The sequence below is a fragment of the Pseudomonas sp. BR20 genome (assembly GCF_050780135.1).
In the GTDB taxonomy this organism is placed as follows: Bacteria; Pseudomonadota; Gammaproteobacteria; order Pseudomonadales; family Pseudomonadaceae; genus Aquipseudomonas.
The window spans coordinates 5,712,770-5,728,235 of sequence record NZ_CP172012.1 but is presented as its reverse complement, the minus strand read 5'-3'; the positions used below and the strand labels follow the sequence as shown (position 1 = coordinate 5,728,235).

Below are 15,466 nucleotides of genomic sequence, written 5' to 3'. Positions count from 1 at the left end.
TAACAATTCGCTATGGGGATGGAAGGCAGCTCTCTAAAATGGAGGCTTGCGAGGACCCAAAGCCCATGAAACGTTTTCCCTTCAAACACCTTGCCCGTTTGCTGACTGAACTGGTCGTGCTGCTCGCGATTTATCTGCTGGGCACCCAGTTGGCGGTTTGGCTGGCCTTGCCCATCCCCGGTGGCGTCGTGGGCCTGGGCCTGCTGCTGGCAACGTTCGCCAGTGGCCTGGTCAAGCCGGCGGCGCTGCAATTGGGCGCCGGGGTGTTGATGGCCGAGATGCTGCTGTTCTTCATCCCGGCCCTGATGAGCCTGCTCGATTACGGCGGCCTGCTGCGCAACGACGGCTGGCGCATCCTGTTGGTGATCGGCTTCAGCACGCTGGCGGTGATGCTGGTCACGGCGTTTACGGTGGAAGCCGTGTGCCGCTGGAGATTGCGCCATGAAGCTTGAACTGATGCCGGTGTTCTGGCTCGCCTTGACCCTGGGCGCCTACGTGTTCAGCCGCTGGATCTACCGGCGGACCGGGCGCTACCTGCTGTCGCCGCTGATCCTGGTACCTGCGCTGTTGTTGGCGGTGGCCGTGCCGATGCACACCGCCTATGCCGAATACGCCACCGACACCCACTGGCTGATGCTGGTGTTGGGCCCGGTCACTGTGGCGTTTGCCGTGCCGATCTGGCAGCAGCGCCGCTTGCTGGCGCGGCACTGGCCGGCGTTGCTGCTGGGCATGGTGGCGGGCAGCGTGGCATCGATCGCGACCTCGTTCGGCCTGGCGAAGGCACTGGCGCTGGACAGTTCGGTGACGATGTCGCTGGTGCCGCGCTCGATCACCACACCGTTCGCCATGCCGGTGTCTTCCGACCTTGGTGGCGTGCCGGAGTTGACGGCGGTGTTTGTGATGTTCACCGGTGTGTTTGGCGCCATGCTCGGTGGTGTATTGCTCAAATGGCTGCCGCTGCGTACGCCCCTGGCTCGTGGCGCGTTGTTTGGCGTGGGGGCCCACGGTGCGGGTGTCAGCCGGGCTCATGAAGTGGGCGGCGAAGAGGGCTCGGTCGCCGGCCTGGTGATGGTGTTGACGGGGTTGCTCAACCTGTTCGCCGTGCCTTTTCTGGCGGCGCTTCTCTGACGCGCTTTAAACAAACTTCAACTATTCTCTGAGCTGACCCGCTCGGTCATCAAGCTGGCTGCCAAGGCAACTACGGCAGGCATGAGGTCTGACTAGACTGGCCCATCACACAAAAAAATAACAATAAGACAGTGCGCCAAGGAGGTCGTTGCCGTGAGCCTAGCCCCCGTTCTATCGCCGCAGAATGTCAAAGACCAGGTCAGCGCTGCCGAATGGCAGATCCGCGTCGACCTCGCGGCCTGCTATCGCCTGGTGGCGCTGCATGGCTGGGATGATCTGATCTTCACCCATATCTCGGCCAAGGTGCCGGGCACCGATGATTTCCTGATCAACCCCTATGGGCTGATGTTCCACGAGATCACCGCGTCCAGCCTGGTCAAGGTCGATCAGGCCGGCAACAAACTGATGGACAGCCCCTACGAAATCAATCCGGCGGGCTACACCATCCACAGTGCCATCCATGAAGTTCGCCACGATGTGACGTGCGTGCTGCACACCCATACTGCCGCGGGTGTCGCCGTCGCTGCGCAGAAGCAGGGCGTGTTGCCCATCAGCCAGCAATCGCTATTCGTGCTGTCGAGCCTGGCCTATCACGCCTACGAAGGCGTGGCCTTGAACCACGAAGAAAAAGCCCGCTTGCAGGCCGACCTCGGTGATAACAATTTCCTGATGCTGCACAACCATGGCCTGCTGACCTGCGGCAGTACCATCGCCGACACCTTCCTGATGATGTTCATCTTCCAGCGCGCCTGCGAAATCCAAGTGCTGGCGCAAAACGGTGGGGCTGAATTGATCTCCATCGGGCCGCAAATTCTTGCCGGGGCCAAGACAATGGTGGCGACTGTTACAAAGAGCGCCCAAGGCATGGGGGGCGCGCTGGCCTGGCCGGCCTTGCTGCGCAAATTGGATCTGCAAGACCCTGGGTATAACAGTTGATGCCACTCGCCGAGATCCCGCTCAGAGCCTGGCGCAAGCGTGGTCAGGATTTCGTCTTTCGCGGCCGTACCATTCGCTATTGGGTGGCCGGGCAGGGCGAACCGCTGCTGCTGATCCATGGCTTCCCCACGGCCAGTTGGGACTGGCATTACCTGTGGCAACCCCTGGCCCAGCGCAATCTGGTGATCGCCTGCGACATGCTCGGCTTCGGTGACTCGGCCAAGCCGCTGGACCACGATTATTGCCTGCTGGAACAGGCGGACTTGCAACAGGCCTTGCTCGAACACTTGCGGGTGGAGCAGCCGGTGCATGTGTTGGCCCATGACTACGGTGACAGCGTTGCCCAGGAACTCCTGGCCCGGCACTACGAGGGCCGGTTTGAGATGGCCAGTTGTGTGTTCCTCAATGGCGGGTTATTCCCCGAAACCCATCGCCTGGCCCTGGTGCAAAAACTCTTGCTCAGCCCCCTGGGCTGGATGATCGGCCGTGCCTTCGGGCGCAGCGCTTTGTCTGACAGCTTCGGCCAGATATTCGGCCCCGACACCCGCCCCAGTGAAAGTGCCCTGGATGACTTCTGGAGCCTGATCAACGGCAACGACGGCACGCGCATCCTGCACAAACTGATCGCTTACGTCCCCCAGCGCCGTCGCCTGCGTGATCGCTGGGTCGGCGCGATGCAGCGCGGCGAGGTGCCGTTGCGGGTGATCGACGGCGAAGTTGACCCGATCTCCGGCGCGCATATGGTCGAGCGTTACCAGCAATTGGTGCCCCACGCCGACACGGTGTTGCTGGCCAATATCGGCCACTACCCGCAGATCGAGGCACCGGTACAGGTGCTCAAGCACTACCAGGCGTTTCGTGATCGGGTCGCGCGGCCGGCCTCGCGAGTGGCCTATTCCTGATCCCGAATCCTTTTCTGTAGGCGCGAGCTTGCTCGCGAAAATCGTCAACGATAACGTGGGAATCCTGACACCACGCGGCGCTTTGGGATTTTTCGCGAGCAAGCTCGCTCCTACAGAGAGACGAGTCATCATCCCCCAGCCTTATCGAGCACCATTCAGCCCCAGCCGTATTTATTGTGACCGCAGGCGCGTTGCCGGACACTCGAGCCATTCCCATTGTCGCCATCGGAGTTCGGTATGAGTGAGTCAGTGCAGTTTCAGGATAAGGTCGTGATCGTCACCGGTGCCGGCGGCGGATTGGGCCGGGCCCATGCGCTGCTGTTCGCCAGACACGGGGCCAAGGTACTGGTCAACGATCTCGGCGGTTCCACCCAGGGCGAGGGCGCCAATGCGTCCGCTGCCGACCGGGTCGTGGCGGAGATTCGCGAGGCGGGCGGTATCGCCGAGGCCAACCATGACTCTGTCACCGACGGTGACAAGATCGTCCAGAACGCCCTCGACGTCTTCGGCCGCATCGACGTGGTGGTCAACAACGCCGGCATCCTGCGCGACAAAACCTTCCACAAAATGGACGACGCCGACTGGGACCTGGTTTACCGGGTGCATGTCGAAGGTGCCTACAAAGTCACCCGCGCCGCCTGGCCCCACCTGCGTGAGCAAGGCTACGGCCGGGTGATCTTCACCGCGTCCACCTCGGGCATCTACGGCAACTTCGGCCAGTCCAACTACGGCATGGCCAAGCTTGGGCTGTACGGCCTGACCCGCACCCTGGCCCTGGAAGGGCGCAAGAACAACATCCTGGTCAATGCCATCGCCCCCACCGGCGCCACACGCATGACCGAAGGCCTGATCCCGCCGCAAGTGTTCGAGCGCCTCAAGCCGGAATTGGTCAGCCCGCTGGTGGTGTACCTGGGCAGCGAAGCGTGCCAGGAAACTTCAGGGCTGTTCGAGGTGGGTGGCGGCTGGATCGGCAAGACCCGCTGGGAGCGCAGCCTGGGCGTAGGCTTTGACCCAGAGGCCGGGTTCTCTCCAGACGATGTGGCGGCACATTGGGCGCAGATCTGCGACTTCGAAGGCGCAGCCCATCCCAAGGACAATATCGAAGCGTTAAAGGAAATGATGGCGAACTTGCAGAAGTACAGCCTGTGATCGTTGCTTGAAAAAGATTGAATCCCACGGGGCGCTGATGGCGCCCCGTTTTATTTCAGGCAAAAAAAAGCCGCGGCAAACGCAGCGGCTGAAGTAAGACGTTGGATCAAGGAGCGACAAATCAACGTCAGTGAACACGGGTAACAGACTGAAAAAACACTTCAATCTATTCAAGATCGGCTTTTCTCCCGAGAGCGGAAGCGGGCGGTTTGCCCTGAAAGCCAGGCAAGAATAGTCGCTTGTAACAAAATGAGTAATAGCTGTTCAGGACAAGGACTGTTACCGATATGGCAACAGTCGCCCACGTCGCCATCCATTCTCTTGATAACCCACCATCCACCCGGTCCATGCCCTCGCCCAGACCCAGGCCAGAGCGGCCTGTAATCCTTTCGAGCGACAACACGAATCCCTCCTTGGTGCGCTTATCGCTCCTGATGCGCGGCAGTAGGGTGGGGCCTTCTGTCACTCACCGGGGAAGACGCATGACAAAAACAATAATGCGCGCCATCTTCACGCCACAGGCGCTGGCCGCTGCGGTTGCGTTGGGTTGCTGTGCCCAGGCACAGGCTGTTTCCTTCAACATTGGCGAGATCGAAGGGCAATTCGACTCCTCGCTGTCGGTCGGCTCGAGCTGGGGCATGCGCGATGCCGATAAAAAACTCGTGGGCACCGTCAATGGCGGCACGGGCCAGGCTTCCACGGGAGATGACGGGCGTCTCAACTTCAAGAAGGGCGAGACCTTTTCCAAGATCTTCAAGGGCCTGCACGACCTGGAACTGAAGTACGGCGACACCGGTGTGTTCGTGCGTGGCAAGTATTGGTACGACTTCGAACTCAAGGACGAAGACCGCGAGTTCAAGCAGATCAGCGACCACAACCGCAAGGAAGGCGCCAAATCCAGCGGTGCGCAGATCCTCGATGCGTTCGTCTACCACAACTACTCCCTGGGCGACCTGCCGGGCACCGTGCGCGCCGGTAAGCAGGTGGTCAGTTGGGGCGAAAGTACCTTCATCGGCAACTCCATCAACAGCATCAACCCGATTGACGTGTCGGCATTCCGCCGTCCGGGTGCCGAGATCAAGGAAGGGCTGATTCCGGTCAACATGCTGTTCGCGTCCCAGAGCCTGACCAACCAACTGACCGTGGAAGGCTTCTACCAGCTGGAGTGGGACCAGACGGTGCTGGATAACTGCGGCACTTTCTTTGGCGGTGACGTGGCGGCAGATGGCTGCACCGGCAACTACACGGTGGGTAGCCCGGCGATTGCGCCGTTGCAACCGATTGCAGCGGCTCGCGGCCAAGGCTTTGTGGTGACCCGCGAAGGTGTGGTGGTGCAGCGTGCCGGTGACCGCGATGCACGGGACTCCGGCCAATTCGGTGCAGCCTTGCGCTGGCTGGGCGATGACACGGAGTACGGCCTGTACTTCATGAACTACCACAGCCGCACGCCGACCGTGGGCACGATTACCGCCAACACCAATCTGGCGACCATCGGTGGTATCGCGGCGGCTGCCCCGGCCGGCTTCGGTTCGGCCCTGGCCCAGAGCACCATGCTCGGCCGTGGCCAGTACTACCTCGACTACCCGGAAGACATCCGCCTGTTCGGCGCCAGCTTCTCCACCACCTTGCCCACCGGCACGGCGTGGACCGGTGAGATCAGCTACCGTCCGAATGCACCGGTGCAGCTCAATACCACTGACTTGACCCTGGCCCTGATCAACCCGATTGCGGGCAATGCCGCATCGCCGATTCGTTCCTCTTTCGGCGCCGACAACAAAGGCTACCGCCGCAAGGAAATCACCCAGATCCAGAGCACCATGACCCAGTTCTTCGACCAGGTGCTGGGCGCTGAACGCCTGACCCTGGTAGGCGAAGCGGCGGTGGTCCACGTCGCCGGCCTGGAAGACAAATCCAAACTGCGTTACGGCCGCGACTCGGTGTACGGCGCCTACGGTTTCCAGGGTGACACCGACGGCTTCGTCACCTCCACGTCCTGGGGCTACCGCGCGCGGGCGATCCTCGACTACAACAATGCGATTGCCGGGGTGAACCTCAAGCCCAACCTGTCCTGGTCCCATGACGTGGCCGGCTACGGGCCCAACGGTATCTTCAACAAAGGCGCCAAGGCCCTCAGCGTCGGCGTCGATGCGGACTACCGCAGCACCTACACCGCCAGCCTCAGTTACACCGACTTCTTTGGTGGCGACTACAACACCCTGACCGACCGCGACTTCCTCGCCCTCAGCTTCGGCGTGAACTTCTGATTTGGCTTAAAGAAGGACAAGAATCCATGCGTAAGACAATTGCAGTGTTGGCCCTCAGCCTGTTGGCCTCCCACGTGATGGCGGCGGTGTCGCCGGAAGAGGCGGCCAAGCTGGGCACTACTCTGACCCCGGTCGGCGCTGAAAAGGCTGGCAACGCCGATGGCTCGATCCCGGCGTGGACCGGTGGCATCCCGAAAAACGCCGGCGCGGTGGACAGCAAGGGCTTCCTCGCCGACCCGTTCGCCAGTGAAAAGCCGCTGTTCGTGATCACCGCGGCCACAGTCGACAAGTACAAAGACAAACTCTCCGACGGCCAGGTGGCGATGTTCAAGCGTTACCCCGAGACCTACAAGATCCCGGTGTACCCGAGCCACCGTACGGTCAACCTGCCACCGGATATCTACGAGTCGATCAAGCGCAGCGCGCTGAACGTCAAGACGATCAACGACGGTAACGGCCTGGAAAACTTCACCGGTAACCGTTACTACGCCTTCCCGATTCCGAAGAATGGCGTGGAGGTGCTGTGGAACCACATCACCCGTTATCACGGCGGCAACCTGCGCCGCATCATTACCCAGGCCACCCCGCAGACCAATGGCAGCTACACGCCGATCCGCTTCGAGGAGGAAGTGGCGGTGCCTCAGGCGATTCCCGATATCGACCAGGCCAAGGCGGCCAACGTGCTGAGCTATTTCAAGCAATCGGTGACCGCCCCGGCGCGCCTGGCGGGTAACGTGCTGCTGGTGCACGAAACCCTCGACCAGGTGAAGGAACCGCGCCTGGCCTGGATCTACAACGCCGGCCAGCGCCGCGTGCGCCGCGCGCCGCAAGTGTCCTATGACGGCCCGGGCACCGCGTCCGACGGCCTGCGCACCACCGACAACTTCGACATGTTCTCCGGCGCCCCCGACCGCTATGACTGGAAGCTGGTGGGCAAGAAAGAGATGTACATCCCCTACAACAGCTACAAGCTCGATTCGCCGTCGCTCAAATACGACGACATCATCAAGGCCGGTCACATCAACCAGGACCTGACCCGTTACGAACTGCACCGCGTGTGGGAAGTGGTCGGCACGGTCAAGCCGAGCGAGCGGCACATCTACGCCAAGCGCCATATGTACATCGACGAAGACAGCTGGCAAGTCGCGCTGGTGGATCACTACGACGGTCGTGGCCAACTGTGGCGCGTCGCCGAAGGTCATTCGCAGTTCTACTACGACCACCAGGTGCCGGCCTACACCGTCGAGACCTTGTACGACATCATTGCCGGGCGCTATATCGCACTGGGCATGAAGAACGAGGAGAAGAGCAGCTTCGTGTTCGGCTTTGCGGCCAAGGCAGCGGACTACACCCCGGCGGCGTTGAGGGCTGAAGGCGTACGCTGATCCCAATATGAAATGCAGTCAAATGTGGGAGGGGGCTTGCCCCCGATGGCGGTGTATCAGTCAACCAATCCAGTGACTGACAGTCCCTCATCGGGGGCAAGCCCCCTCCCACAGTGGGTTTTGTACACATGGGGTTTTGTGCATGGCCTTCAATCACCCTGCTGAATACTTCTTCAATAACCACCCGCCACAGGACTAGGGTAAGCACCAGGTTGCATAACAATAAAAAAGCAGGATGCAGCAATGACTGCCATGACACGCTGCCTGGACCGTCCTGGATTCATGCCACGGCTGTCCGCTCACCATCTGCTGCGCCCCCGCCTGGCCGAGCCCTTGCTGACGGCCCCGGCCAGGGTCAAATTACTCTGCGCCCCCGGCGGCAGTGGCAAGAGCGCGCTGCTCGCCGAATGTGCGTTGCAGGCGCCTGCGGGTTGCCAGGTGTACTGGTTGCCGCTTAATGGCGCGACCCTCAGCCCCCTCGACCTGTGCCTGCGGCTCGCGCAAAACCTGGGCCTGACGTTTACCGATGAAACCACCTTGCTGCTCGACCTCAGCCGCTGGCAGGCCTCGGCATGGCTGTTCCTCGATGATTTTTGCCGCTTGCCAACGCCCGACACCGACGCCTTGCTCGACCGTCTGCTCACCGCCAGTAGCCCGGCCCTGACTTGGTGGCTGGGCGCGCGGCGGCGACCGGCGTGCAACTGGCCGCGCCTGCTGCTCGACGATGAGTTGCTCGAATGTGGCGCAGAACTGGCCTTCAACCCTGCGGAAATCCAGCAACTGCTCAGCCATGCGCCCGGGCATTCGGTCGACAGCGTGCTGCAGTTCAGCGCCGGCTGGTGCGCGGGTGTGCGCATCGCGCTGCTGGGCGATGGGCACCCCGACAAGACCTTGCTCGACTACCTGCAACACGAGCTGTTCAGCACACTGCCGCCGGAACTGGCGGAGGCCTGGCGCGTACTGGCTCATCTGCCGCGCTTCAACACCGGCCTGTGCGAGCACTTGTTCGGCGCGGGTGACGGTGACCAGTACCTGAGGGATTTGCAGGTGCTCGGCGCCTTTATCCAACCGTGGGAGGACACCGGCTGGCTGCAGGTTTTTCCGCCCCTGGCGCGCCTGATGCAGGACGAGCCCTGGCCGGCCAAACGCTCCTGGCATCGACGCGCCTGCCAATGGTTCTGCGCCGAACAGGACTGGCAGGCCGCTTTCGAACAGGCGCTGCTGGCCGAAGAATATGAAATGGCGGTGAGCCTGTTGCAGCACTTCAGCTTCGAGGACCTGTTCCGCCAGCAGAATGCCGTCTTGCTGTTGCACCTGCATGAGCAGCATGGCGATGAATTGATGCTCGGCTCGGCGCAACTGGTGGGGCTGGTGACGGCGGCGTTGCTGTTTGCCGGGCGCTTCGAACAGGCGGCGGTGTGCATCGATCAACTGGCCCGGTTTGCCCCGCAACCGACGGCGGCGCAACAGCGGTATTTATTGGCGCGCTGGCAGGCGCAATGGGGCTGGTTGCTGCACCTGGGCGGCGATGCCGAGGGCTCGCGCCTGCATTTTCTTGAGGCGCTGCAAGCCTTGCCCGACAGCGCGTGGACCTCGCGGCTGATGTGCCTGTCGGGCCTGACCCAGCAAGCCTTGTTGCGCGGCGAACTGGACGTGGCCCAAGGCCTGAACCGCGAAGCGCTGTGCCTGGCGCGCGCCCATGGTTCGTTACTGTTGGAGGCGCTGCTTGAGCTGGATCACGCTCAATTACTGGAACAGCGCGGTGCGCCGTACAGGGCTCAGAGCCTGCTGGAAAATGTACAAGCCATATTGCTTGAACAGCGGCTCAAGGCCGGTCCCTTGGTGGGGCGTATTGCCTTGCGACGCGGGCACCTGGCCTTGCGCCAAGGCCAGGACAGCCTGGCCGCCGAGTGTTTCGACACGGGCTTGAAGATGTGCCTGCACAGCCAGGACAAGCGCGTGCTCTACGGCTTTCTCGGCCTGGCGCTGTTGGCTGCCAACCGTGGCGATTACGCCCAGGCCTTTATCCAGTTGCGTGAGGCCGAGCGGCTGATGCAGCAACGCCAGGTTCCGGACACGGTGTACCGCGCGGTGCTGCTGTTGGTCAGCGGGCACTTTTGGTTGCAGCAGGGGCGCGCCGAATTGACCGTGGAGGCGGTGCGTCGCGTGCTGCGCCATTTTCGTGGGCCCCAGGGCAAGCAGGCGCCGCCGGCCACCCTGGAACTGATCCCGCGTCTTGAATACCTGTTGGTGCTGGCGGAGGTGAAACTGGGCTGCGCCGATCAACCGGTGGAACGGCTCAACGCCTTGCTGCAAGCCACCCATCAGCGCGGCATGCTTTGCCTGGAAATCGAACTGCACCTGGTGCTGGGCGAAGTCGCCTGGCAGCTGGGGGATCCGGCCTCGGCGCGCCGCTCGCTGCAAGCCGGCCTGGAACTGGCCGGGCGTTGCCAGGTTCAACAAGCGATTCGCGAACTGCGTTTGCGTGCGCCGGGATTGCTGAGTGAGCTGGGCCTGGAGCCTCAGGCATCAACCCCCGGCATGGTGGAAAACCCCTTGAGCCAGCGCGAACTGGAAGTGCTGCAACTGATCGCCCTGGGCAGTTCCAACCTCGAGATCGCCGACCGCCTGTTTATCTCCCTGCACACCGTCAAGACCCACGCGCGGCGCATTCACAGCAAACTCGGTGTAGAGCGGCGCACCCAGGCGGTGGCCAAGGCCAAGACCTTGGGCTTGATGGTTTAGATGAACGCCTGACGGTATTCGCCGGGCGTGGCGCCCATGGCCTGGCGGAAGCGATGGGTAAAGTGGCTGGCGCTGGAAAAACCGCACAGCAAGGCAATCTCGCCCAACGGCAGGGCGCCGCCACGCAGCAGGTTTTGCGCGCGGGTCAGCCGGCGCGCCAGCAGGTACTGATGGGGCGGCAGGCCGAAACTCTGGCGAAACATCCGTGCGAAATGGTACTCCGACAACGTACATAACCCAGCCAGTTGCCCAAGGCTGATGGGGTCTTCCAGGTGCTGGTCGATGTAGTCCACCAGCAACCGTCGTTGGTAGGCGGCCAGCCCGCCTTTTAAACGCAGGCCTTCGCGGGCGCCCACTTGGCTGAGCAGGGTGTGGCTGAGCATTTCATGGGCGAGGCTGCTGGTGAGCAGGCGTTCGGCGGGCTCGTGCCAATTGAGGGCGATCAACTGGTGGAAGCGTCGGGCCAGGCGCTGGTCTTCCAGGAAGGTACTTTCCCGCAGTTCCAGCGTGCGCGGTTCGCGGTCAAGCAGGGTAACGCAGCCCAGGGCAAATTGTTGCGGGCTGAAATACACGTGGGCCAGGCGGATTTCACCGTTGATCACCCAGGCCGATTGGTGCTCGGCAGGCAGGATGCACAGCTTGTCCGGGCCACCCTTGGTGCCCGGTTGGTCCCGCCGAAACGTGCCGGTGCCGCCACCGACATAGCAGGACAAGGTGTGATGGCTGGGCGCCTGGTAGTCCTGGGAATCGTGATGGTTGCTCCACAAGGCCGCGGACAAGCCGTCACCGAGCTCGGCGCAGGCTTCCAGGCGTGCGTTGGGCGAGCGGTTAAGGGCTTGGAAGACTTGCAGGGATTCCAGGTCTGACATGGTGTGTTCTCCGACGCCTTGCATCCTACTCCGCGATACGGGCGCTGTGATCCCATCGCCCGACAAAAGCGCAAGATTGTGCAAGAGCCTTGCCCGGGTTGAAGGCGACACTGTGGCTCAATCGATGGAGCCCGCTATGAACCTTTCCCTGTATCTACTCACCGTGCTGATCTGGGGCACCACTTGGATCGCCCTTAAATGGCAACTGGGCGTGGTGGCGATTCCCGTGTCCATCGTCTACCGCTTCGGCCTGGCGGCGCTGGTGTTGTTTGCGTTGCTGCTGGTCAGTCGCAAGTTGCAGGTGATGAACCGGCGCGGGCACCTGATCTGTGTGGCCCAGGGGCTGTGCCTGTTCTGCGTCAACTTCATGTGTTTTCTCACGGCCAGCCAGTGGATCCCCAGCGGCCTGGTGGCGGTGGTGTTTTCTACGGCCACGCTGTGGAATGCGCTGAACGCCCGGGTGTTTTTCGGCCAGCGGGTGGCGCGCACGGTGTTGATGGGCGGCGGCCTCGGGTTGGCGGGCTTGGGCTTGCTGTTCTGGCCGGAACTGGTGGGGCACACCGCCAGCCCGCAGACCTTGCTGGGTTTGGGGTTGGCGTTGCTGGGGACGATGTGTTTCTCGGCGGGCAATATGCTGTCGAGTCTGCAGCAGAAGGCCGGTTTGAGGCCGCTGACCACGAATGCCTGGGGCATGTTGTATGGATCCTTGATGCTGGCGACCTACTGCGTGGTGCGTGGCATTCCGTTTGAGATGGACTGGAGCGCACGGTACATCGGTGCGCTGTGGTACCTGGTTATTCCGGGGTCGGTGATTGGGTTTACCGCTTACCTGACGTTGGTAGGGCGCATGGGGCCGGAGCGTGCGGCGTATTGCACGGTGCTGTTCCCGGTGGTGGCGCTGAATGTGTCGGCGTTTGCCGAAGGCTACCAGTGGACCGCGCCGGCGTTGGCGGGGTTGGTGCTGGTGATGCTGGGGAATGTGTTGGTGTTTCGTAAGCCTAAGGTGGCTCAGCCGGTGAATCCGATCCTTCAGGCAAAGCAGGTCTAGTGTGGAAGGGGGCAAGTCCCCTCGCACATTTCCTGCATTTCTCACAGTTGACTGAGTTGGCCTTGCTATCTCATACCGAGGCGTTTGGCCATTCGGCCCAGGTTGGCGCGGTCCAGGCCCAGTTCGCGGGCGGCGCCGGCCCAGTTGTGCTGGTGGCGCTCCAGGCAGGCGTTGATCACTTGGCGCTGGTAGTGCTCGGTGGCCTGGCGCAGGTCACCGGTGACGGCAAGGGCGGCTTCTGTCGGTGCTTCGATCACCGGGGCGCTGACATCGGGCAAGTCCAGGTCCTGGGCACTCAGGCTCAGAATCTTTGGACGCTCGCGACAGTTACCCAGTGCCTTCAATGCACTGCGCCCGATCAAATGTTCCAGCTCCCGCACATTGCCCGGCCAGTTATAGGCCAGCAGCGCCGCTTGGGCATCGCTGGTCAGGCGCAGGCTGCCCAGGCCCATGCGTGAGCGGTTCTGCTCCAGGAAGAAGCCGGCCAGCAGCAACACATCACGTCCGCGCTCGCGCAGGGCCGGCACTTGCAGCGGGTACACGCTCAGGCGATGGTAGAAGTCGGCGCGGTAGCGGCCGTTGCGCACCTCGTCGGCGAGGTCGCGGTTGGTGGCGGCGATCAGGCGCACGTCCACCTGATGTTCCTTGTCCGAGCCCAGGCGCTGCAATTGGCCACTTTGCAGCACCCGCAGCAGCTTGGCCTGCACGCTCAGCGACAGCTCGCCCACTTCATCCAGAAATAACGTGCCGCCATTCGCCAGCTCGAACTTGCCGCGCCGTTCATTCAGCGCGCCGGTAAAGGCGCCGCGTACATGGCCGAACAACTCGCTTTCCACCAGGGTTTCCGGCAGGGCCGCACAGTTGAGGCTGATCAAGGGTTTATCTGCCCGGGACGACGCCGCGTGAATGGCCTGGGCCACCAGTTCCTTGCCCACCCCGGTTTCGCCGGTGATCAGCACCGTGAGGTCGCTGCCACCCACCAGCTTGATTTCATCCACCAGGCGCTTGTGGGTTTTACTCTGGCCGATCATTTCCTTGTGCTGCTGGCCGCTGGCCTGGCGGTAGATCTCGGCGCGCTGGTGTTCGTCTTCGGCCCGCAACGCCAGGCGTTCGATACGTTCGGCCACGTTGACGGTGGCGGCGGCGAGGCTGGCGAAGGCTTGCAAGGCTTCCAGTTCCACGCGTTCGAAGCGCTCGGTATCGAGGGCATCCAGGGTCAGCAGGCCCCAGGGCTGGTCGTCGACGAACAGTGGGCAGCCCATGCAGTCGTGCACTTGCAGATGACCGTGCAAGCCATCGACCAGGCCGTCGTAGGGATCGGGCAATTCGCTGTCACTGTCAAAGCGTGTGGGCCCAGGGCTGCTGAGCAGCACGGCGAAGCGCGGGTGTTCGCTGACCTTGAAGCGGCGGCCCAGAGTGTCTGCACTCAGGCCATCCACTGCCAGCGGTACCAGCGATTCGCCGTCCAGGCGCAACAGTGCGGCCGCATCACACGGCAACAGGGCGCGCATGGCTTGCAGCAGGCGTCGATAGCGTTCGCCTTCGGGCAGTTCCCGCGACAGGTCGGCGACCAGCGGCAGCAGGGTGGTGAGCAGCGAGTGTGCAGTCATAATGACTCCTTGTAGTCCTTGTGACTATAAAGTGTAGGAGGTCATACTGACTACATATTATTCAACTCGTTGAAATTAAAGGATTTATTAGTTGGCATGAATACTGAGTAGCTAAGGGTAATCAGTAAAGAAGCCCAGGAGGCTCCCATGCTTAGTGCCCAAGACCGTGCCATCGTTAAATCCACTGTGCCCCTGCTGGAAAGCGGCGGTGAAGCGCTGATCACCCATTTCTACCGCATGATGCTCTCCGAGTACCCTGAGGTTCGCCCGCTGTTCAACCAGGCCCACCAGGCCAGCGGTGACCAGCCCCGCGCCCTGGCCAATGGCGTATTGATGTACGCGCGGCATATCGACCAGCTCGACCAACTGGGCGACTTGGTGGCGAAGATCATCAACAAGCACGTGGCCCTGCAGATCCTGCCGGAGCATTACCCGATTGTGGGCGCTTGCCTGCTGCGGGCGATTTCCGAGGTGCTGGGCAGCGAGATCGCCACCCCTGAGGTGATGAGTGCCTGGGGCGCCGCGTACGGCCAACTGGCAGACATCCTGATCGGCGCCGAAGCCGCCATCTACGCAGAGAAAGCCCAGACCCCCGGCGGCTGGCGCGGTGCGCGGGCGTTTACCGTGGTCAAGCGTGTGGAAGAGAGCGCCGAGATTACCTCCTTCTATTTCGCGCCGGTGGACAACGGGGCGATCCTCGCTGCCGCGCCGGGCCAATACATCGGCATGAAGCTGGTGCTCGACGGTGAGGAAGTGCGCCGCAACTATTCATTGTCGGCGTTGAGTGATGCGGGTCAGTACCGCATCAGCGTCAAGCGCGAGGCCGGCGGGCGGGTTTCCAACTACCTGCATGACCAGTTGCAGGTCGGTGCGACGATTGACCTGTTTCCGCCGTCGGGCGAGTTCACTCTGGCGGCCAGCGATAAACCGCTGGTGCTGATCAGCGGCGGGGTAGGGATCACCCCAACCTTGCCGATGCTGGAAGCGGCACTGGCCACCGAGCGTCCGGTGCACTTTATCCACTGCGCGCGCAATGGCGGGGTGCATGCGTTCCGTGATTGGGTGGATGCACTGGCGGCCAAGCACCCGCAGCTCAAGCGCTTCTATTGCTATGCCGAGGACGACGGCGTGAGCCCGGCGGCGGATACAGTCGGCCTGCTGAGCCAGGAGCAACTGGCGGCGTGGTTGCCGGAGCAACGTGACCTGGACGCGTACTTCCTCGGCCCTAAAGGTTTCATGGCGGCGATCAAGCGCCACCTCAAGGCCCTCGGTGTACCGGAAAAACAAAGCCGCTACGAATTCTTCGGCCCGGCTGCGGCGTTGGAGTAACACGGTCAAAAATGCGGGAGGGGGCTTGCCCCCTCCCACATTTGGATCTCTGTTCTTCCCGATTAATCCCCTGTTAACCCCTCTCTGTTTAAACCACTCTC

Annotated in this window: 12 protein-coding genes and 1 pseudogene; 11 read left to right on the top strand and 2 right to left on the bottom strand. The window is 62.3% G+C overall.

The window, feature by feature from the left end; all coding sequences use genetic code 11:
- Positions 1 to 65: 65 nt before the first annotated feature.
- The 9 genes and pseudogenes from ACHPFG_RS26420 (at position 66) to ACHPFG_RS26380 (ending at position 10,509) form a co-directional block, all read left to right on the top strand.
- On the top strand, positions 66 to 452 hold the full coding sequence (locus tag ACHPFG_RS26420) for a CidA/LrgA family protein (protein WP_131700258.1): 387 nt from the start codon (positions 66 to 68) through the stop codon (positions 450 to 452).
- Positions 442 to 1,128 carry an LrgB family protein gene (locus tag ACHPFG_RS26415; RefSeq protein WP_431700842.1) on the top strand — a complete coding sequence of 229 codons (687 nt, stop codon included), beginning with the start codon at positions 442 to 444 and terminating at the stop codon, positions 1,126 to 1,128. Before ACHPFG_RS26420 ends, ACHPFG_RS26415 begins: the two co-directional genes overlap by 11 nt.
- 153 nt (positions 1,129 to 1,281) lie before the next feature.
- Positions 1,282 to 2,064, top strand: coding sequence for a class II aldolase/adducin family protein (locus ACHPFG_RS26410; RefSeq protein ID WP_259244776.1), 783 nt, complete (start codon positions 1,282 to 1,284; stop codon positions 2,062 to 2,064).
- Entirely contained in the window at positions 2,064 to 2,966 is a 903-nt protein-coding gene (locus ACHPFG_RS26405) for an alpha/beta fold hydrolase (RefSeq protein WP_339543163.1), read from the top strand. The genes ACHPFG_RS26410 and ACHPFG_RS26405 overlap by 1 nt, the downstream gene beginning before the upstream one ends.
- A gap of 28 nt (positions 2,967 to 2,994) precedes the next feature.
- Positions 2,995 to 3,108: pseudogene (locus tag ACHPFG_RS26400) on the top strand (outer membrane lipoprotein carrier protein LolA); the annotation flags it as partial.
- Between the two features lie 95 nt (positions 3,109 to 3,203).
- A complete protein-coding gene (locus tag ACHPFG_RS26395) occupies positions 3,204 to 4,115 on the top strand; it encodes an SDR family oxidoreductase (RefSeq protein ID WP_431700841.1) in 912 nt (303 codons plus the stop codon).
- 482 nt (positions 4,116 to 4,597) lie between these two features.
- On the top strand, positions 4,598 to 6,379 hold the full coding sequence (locus tag ACHPFG_RS26390) for a DUF1302 domain-containing protein (RefSeq protein ID WP_431700840.1): 1,782 nt from the start codon (positions 4,598 to 4,600) through the stop codon (positions 6,377 to 6,379).
- A 26-nt stretch (positions 6,380 to 6,405) separates the two neighbouring features.
- On the top strand, positions 6,406 to 7,764 hold the full coding sequence (locus ACHPFG_RS26385; RefSeq protein ID WP_431700838.1) for a DUF1329 domain-containing protein: 1,359 nt from the start codon (positions 6,406 to 6,408) through the stop codon (positions 7,762 to 7,764).
- Positions 7,765 to 8,007: 243 nt separating this feature from the next.
- Positions 8,008 to 10,509, top strand: coding sequence for a LuxR C-terminal-related transcriptional regulator (locus tag ACHPFG_RS26380; protein WP_431700837.1), 2,502 nt, complete (start codon positions 8,008 to 8,010; stop codon positions 10,507 to 10,509).
- On the opposite strand, the gene ACHPFG_RS26375 is transcribed toward ACHPFG_RS26380, so the two are convergent.
- Positions 10,506 to 11,378, bottom strand: a complete 873-nt coding sequence (locus ACHPFG_RS26375; RefSeq protein WP_167656678.1) for a helix-turn-helix domain-containing protein — start codon at positions 11,376 to 11,378, stop codon at positions 10,506 to 10,508. The genes ACHPFG_RS26380 and ACHPFG_RS26375 overlap by 4 nt on opposite strands.
- A gap of 136 nt (positions 11,379 to 11,514) precedes the next feature.
- Here ACHPFG_RS26375 and ACHPFG_RS26370 point away from each other — a divergent pair, with 136 nt between their 5' ends.
- Entirely contained in the window at positions 11,515 to 12,426 is a 912-nt protein-coding gene (locus ACHPFG_RS26370; protein WP_431700836.1) for a DMT family transporter, read from the top strand.
- A gap of 65 nt (positions 12,427 to 12,491) precedes the next feature.
- Here ACHPFG_RS26370 and norR read toward each other — a convergent pair whose 3' ends face one another.
- Positions 12,492 to 14,036, bottom strand: a complete 1,545-nt coding sequence (gene norR, locus ACHPFG_RS26365) for a nitric oxide reductase transcriptional regulator NorR (RefSeq protein WP_131700268.1) — start codon at positions 14,034 to 14,036, stop codon at positions 12,492 to 12,494.
- Between the two features lie 147 nt (positions 14,037 to 14,183).
- On the opposite strand from norR, the gene hmpA reads away from it, so the two are divergent.
- The gene (gene hmpA / locus ACHPFG_RS26360; RefSeq protein ID WP_431700835.1) at positions 14,184 to 15,365 is read left to right on the top strand and encodes an NO-inducible flavohemoprotein; all 1,182 of its coding nucleotides are present in this window, start codon (positions 14,184 to 14,186) and stop codon (positions 15,363 to 15,365) included.
- Positions 15,366 to 15,466: the final 101 nt, after the last annotated feature.

Bases quoted from the DNA above. Each gene is read 5' to 3' on its own strand.
- ACHPFG_RS26390 (WP_431700840.1), top strand. From the start codon at position 4,598: ATGACAAAAACAATAATGCGCGCCATCTTCACGCCACAGGCGCTGGCC.
- ACHPFG_RS26395 (WP_431700841.1), top strand. From the start codon at position 3,204: ATGAGTGAGTCAGTGCAGTTTCAGGATAAGGTCGTGATCGTCACCGGT.
- ACHPFG_RS26405 (WP_339543163.1), top strand. From the start codon at position 2,064: ATGCCACTCGCCGAGATCCCGCTCAGAGCCTGGCGCAAGCGTGGTCAG.
- ACHPFG_RS26380 (WP_431700837.1), top strand. From the start codon at position 8,008: ATGACTGCCATGACACGCTGCCTGGACCGTCCTGGATTCATGCCACGG.
- ACHPFG_RS26415 (WP_431700842.1), top strand. From the start codon at position 442: ATGAAGCTTGAACTGATGCCGGTGTTCTGGCTCGCCTTGACCCTGGGC.
- ACHPFG_RS26420 (WP_131700258.1), top strand. From the start codon at position 66: ATGAAACGTTTTCCCTTCAAACACCTTGCCCGTTTGCTGACTGAACTG.
- ACHPFG_RS26375 (WP_167656678.1), bottom strand. From the start codon at position 11,378: ATGTCAGACCTGGAATCCCTGCAAGTCTTCCAAGCCCTTAACCGCTCG.
- hmpA (WP_431700835.1), top strand. From the start codon at position 14,184: ATGCTTAGTGCCCAAGACCGTGCCATCGTTAAATCCACTGTGCCCCTG.
- norR (WP_131700268.1), bottom strand. From the start codon at position 14,036: ATGACTGCACACTCGCTGCTCACCACCCTGCTGCCGCTGGTCGCCGAC.
- ACHPFG_RS26385 (WP_431700838.1), top strand. From the start codon at position 6,406: ATGCGTAAGACAATTGCAGTGTTGGCCCTCAGCCTGTTGGCCTCCCAC.
- ACHPFG_RS26370 (WP_431700836.1), top strand. From the start codon at position 11,515: ATGAACCTTTCCCTGTATCTACTCACCGTGCTGATCTGGGGCACCACT.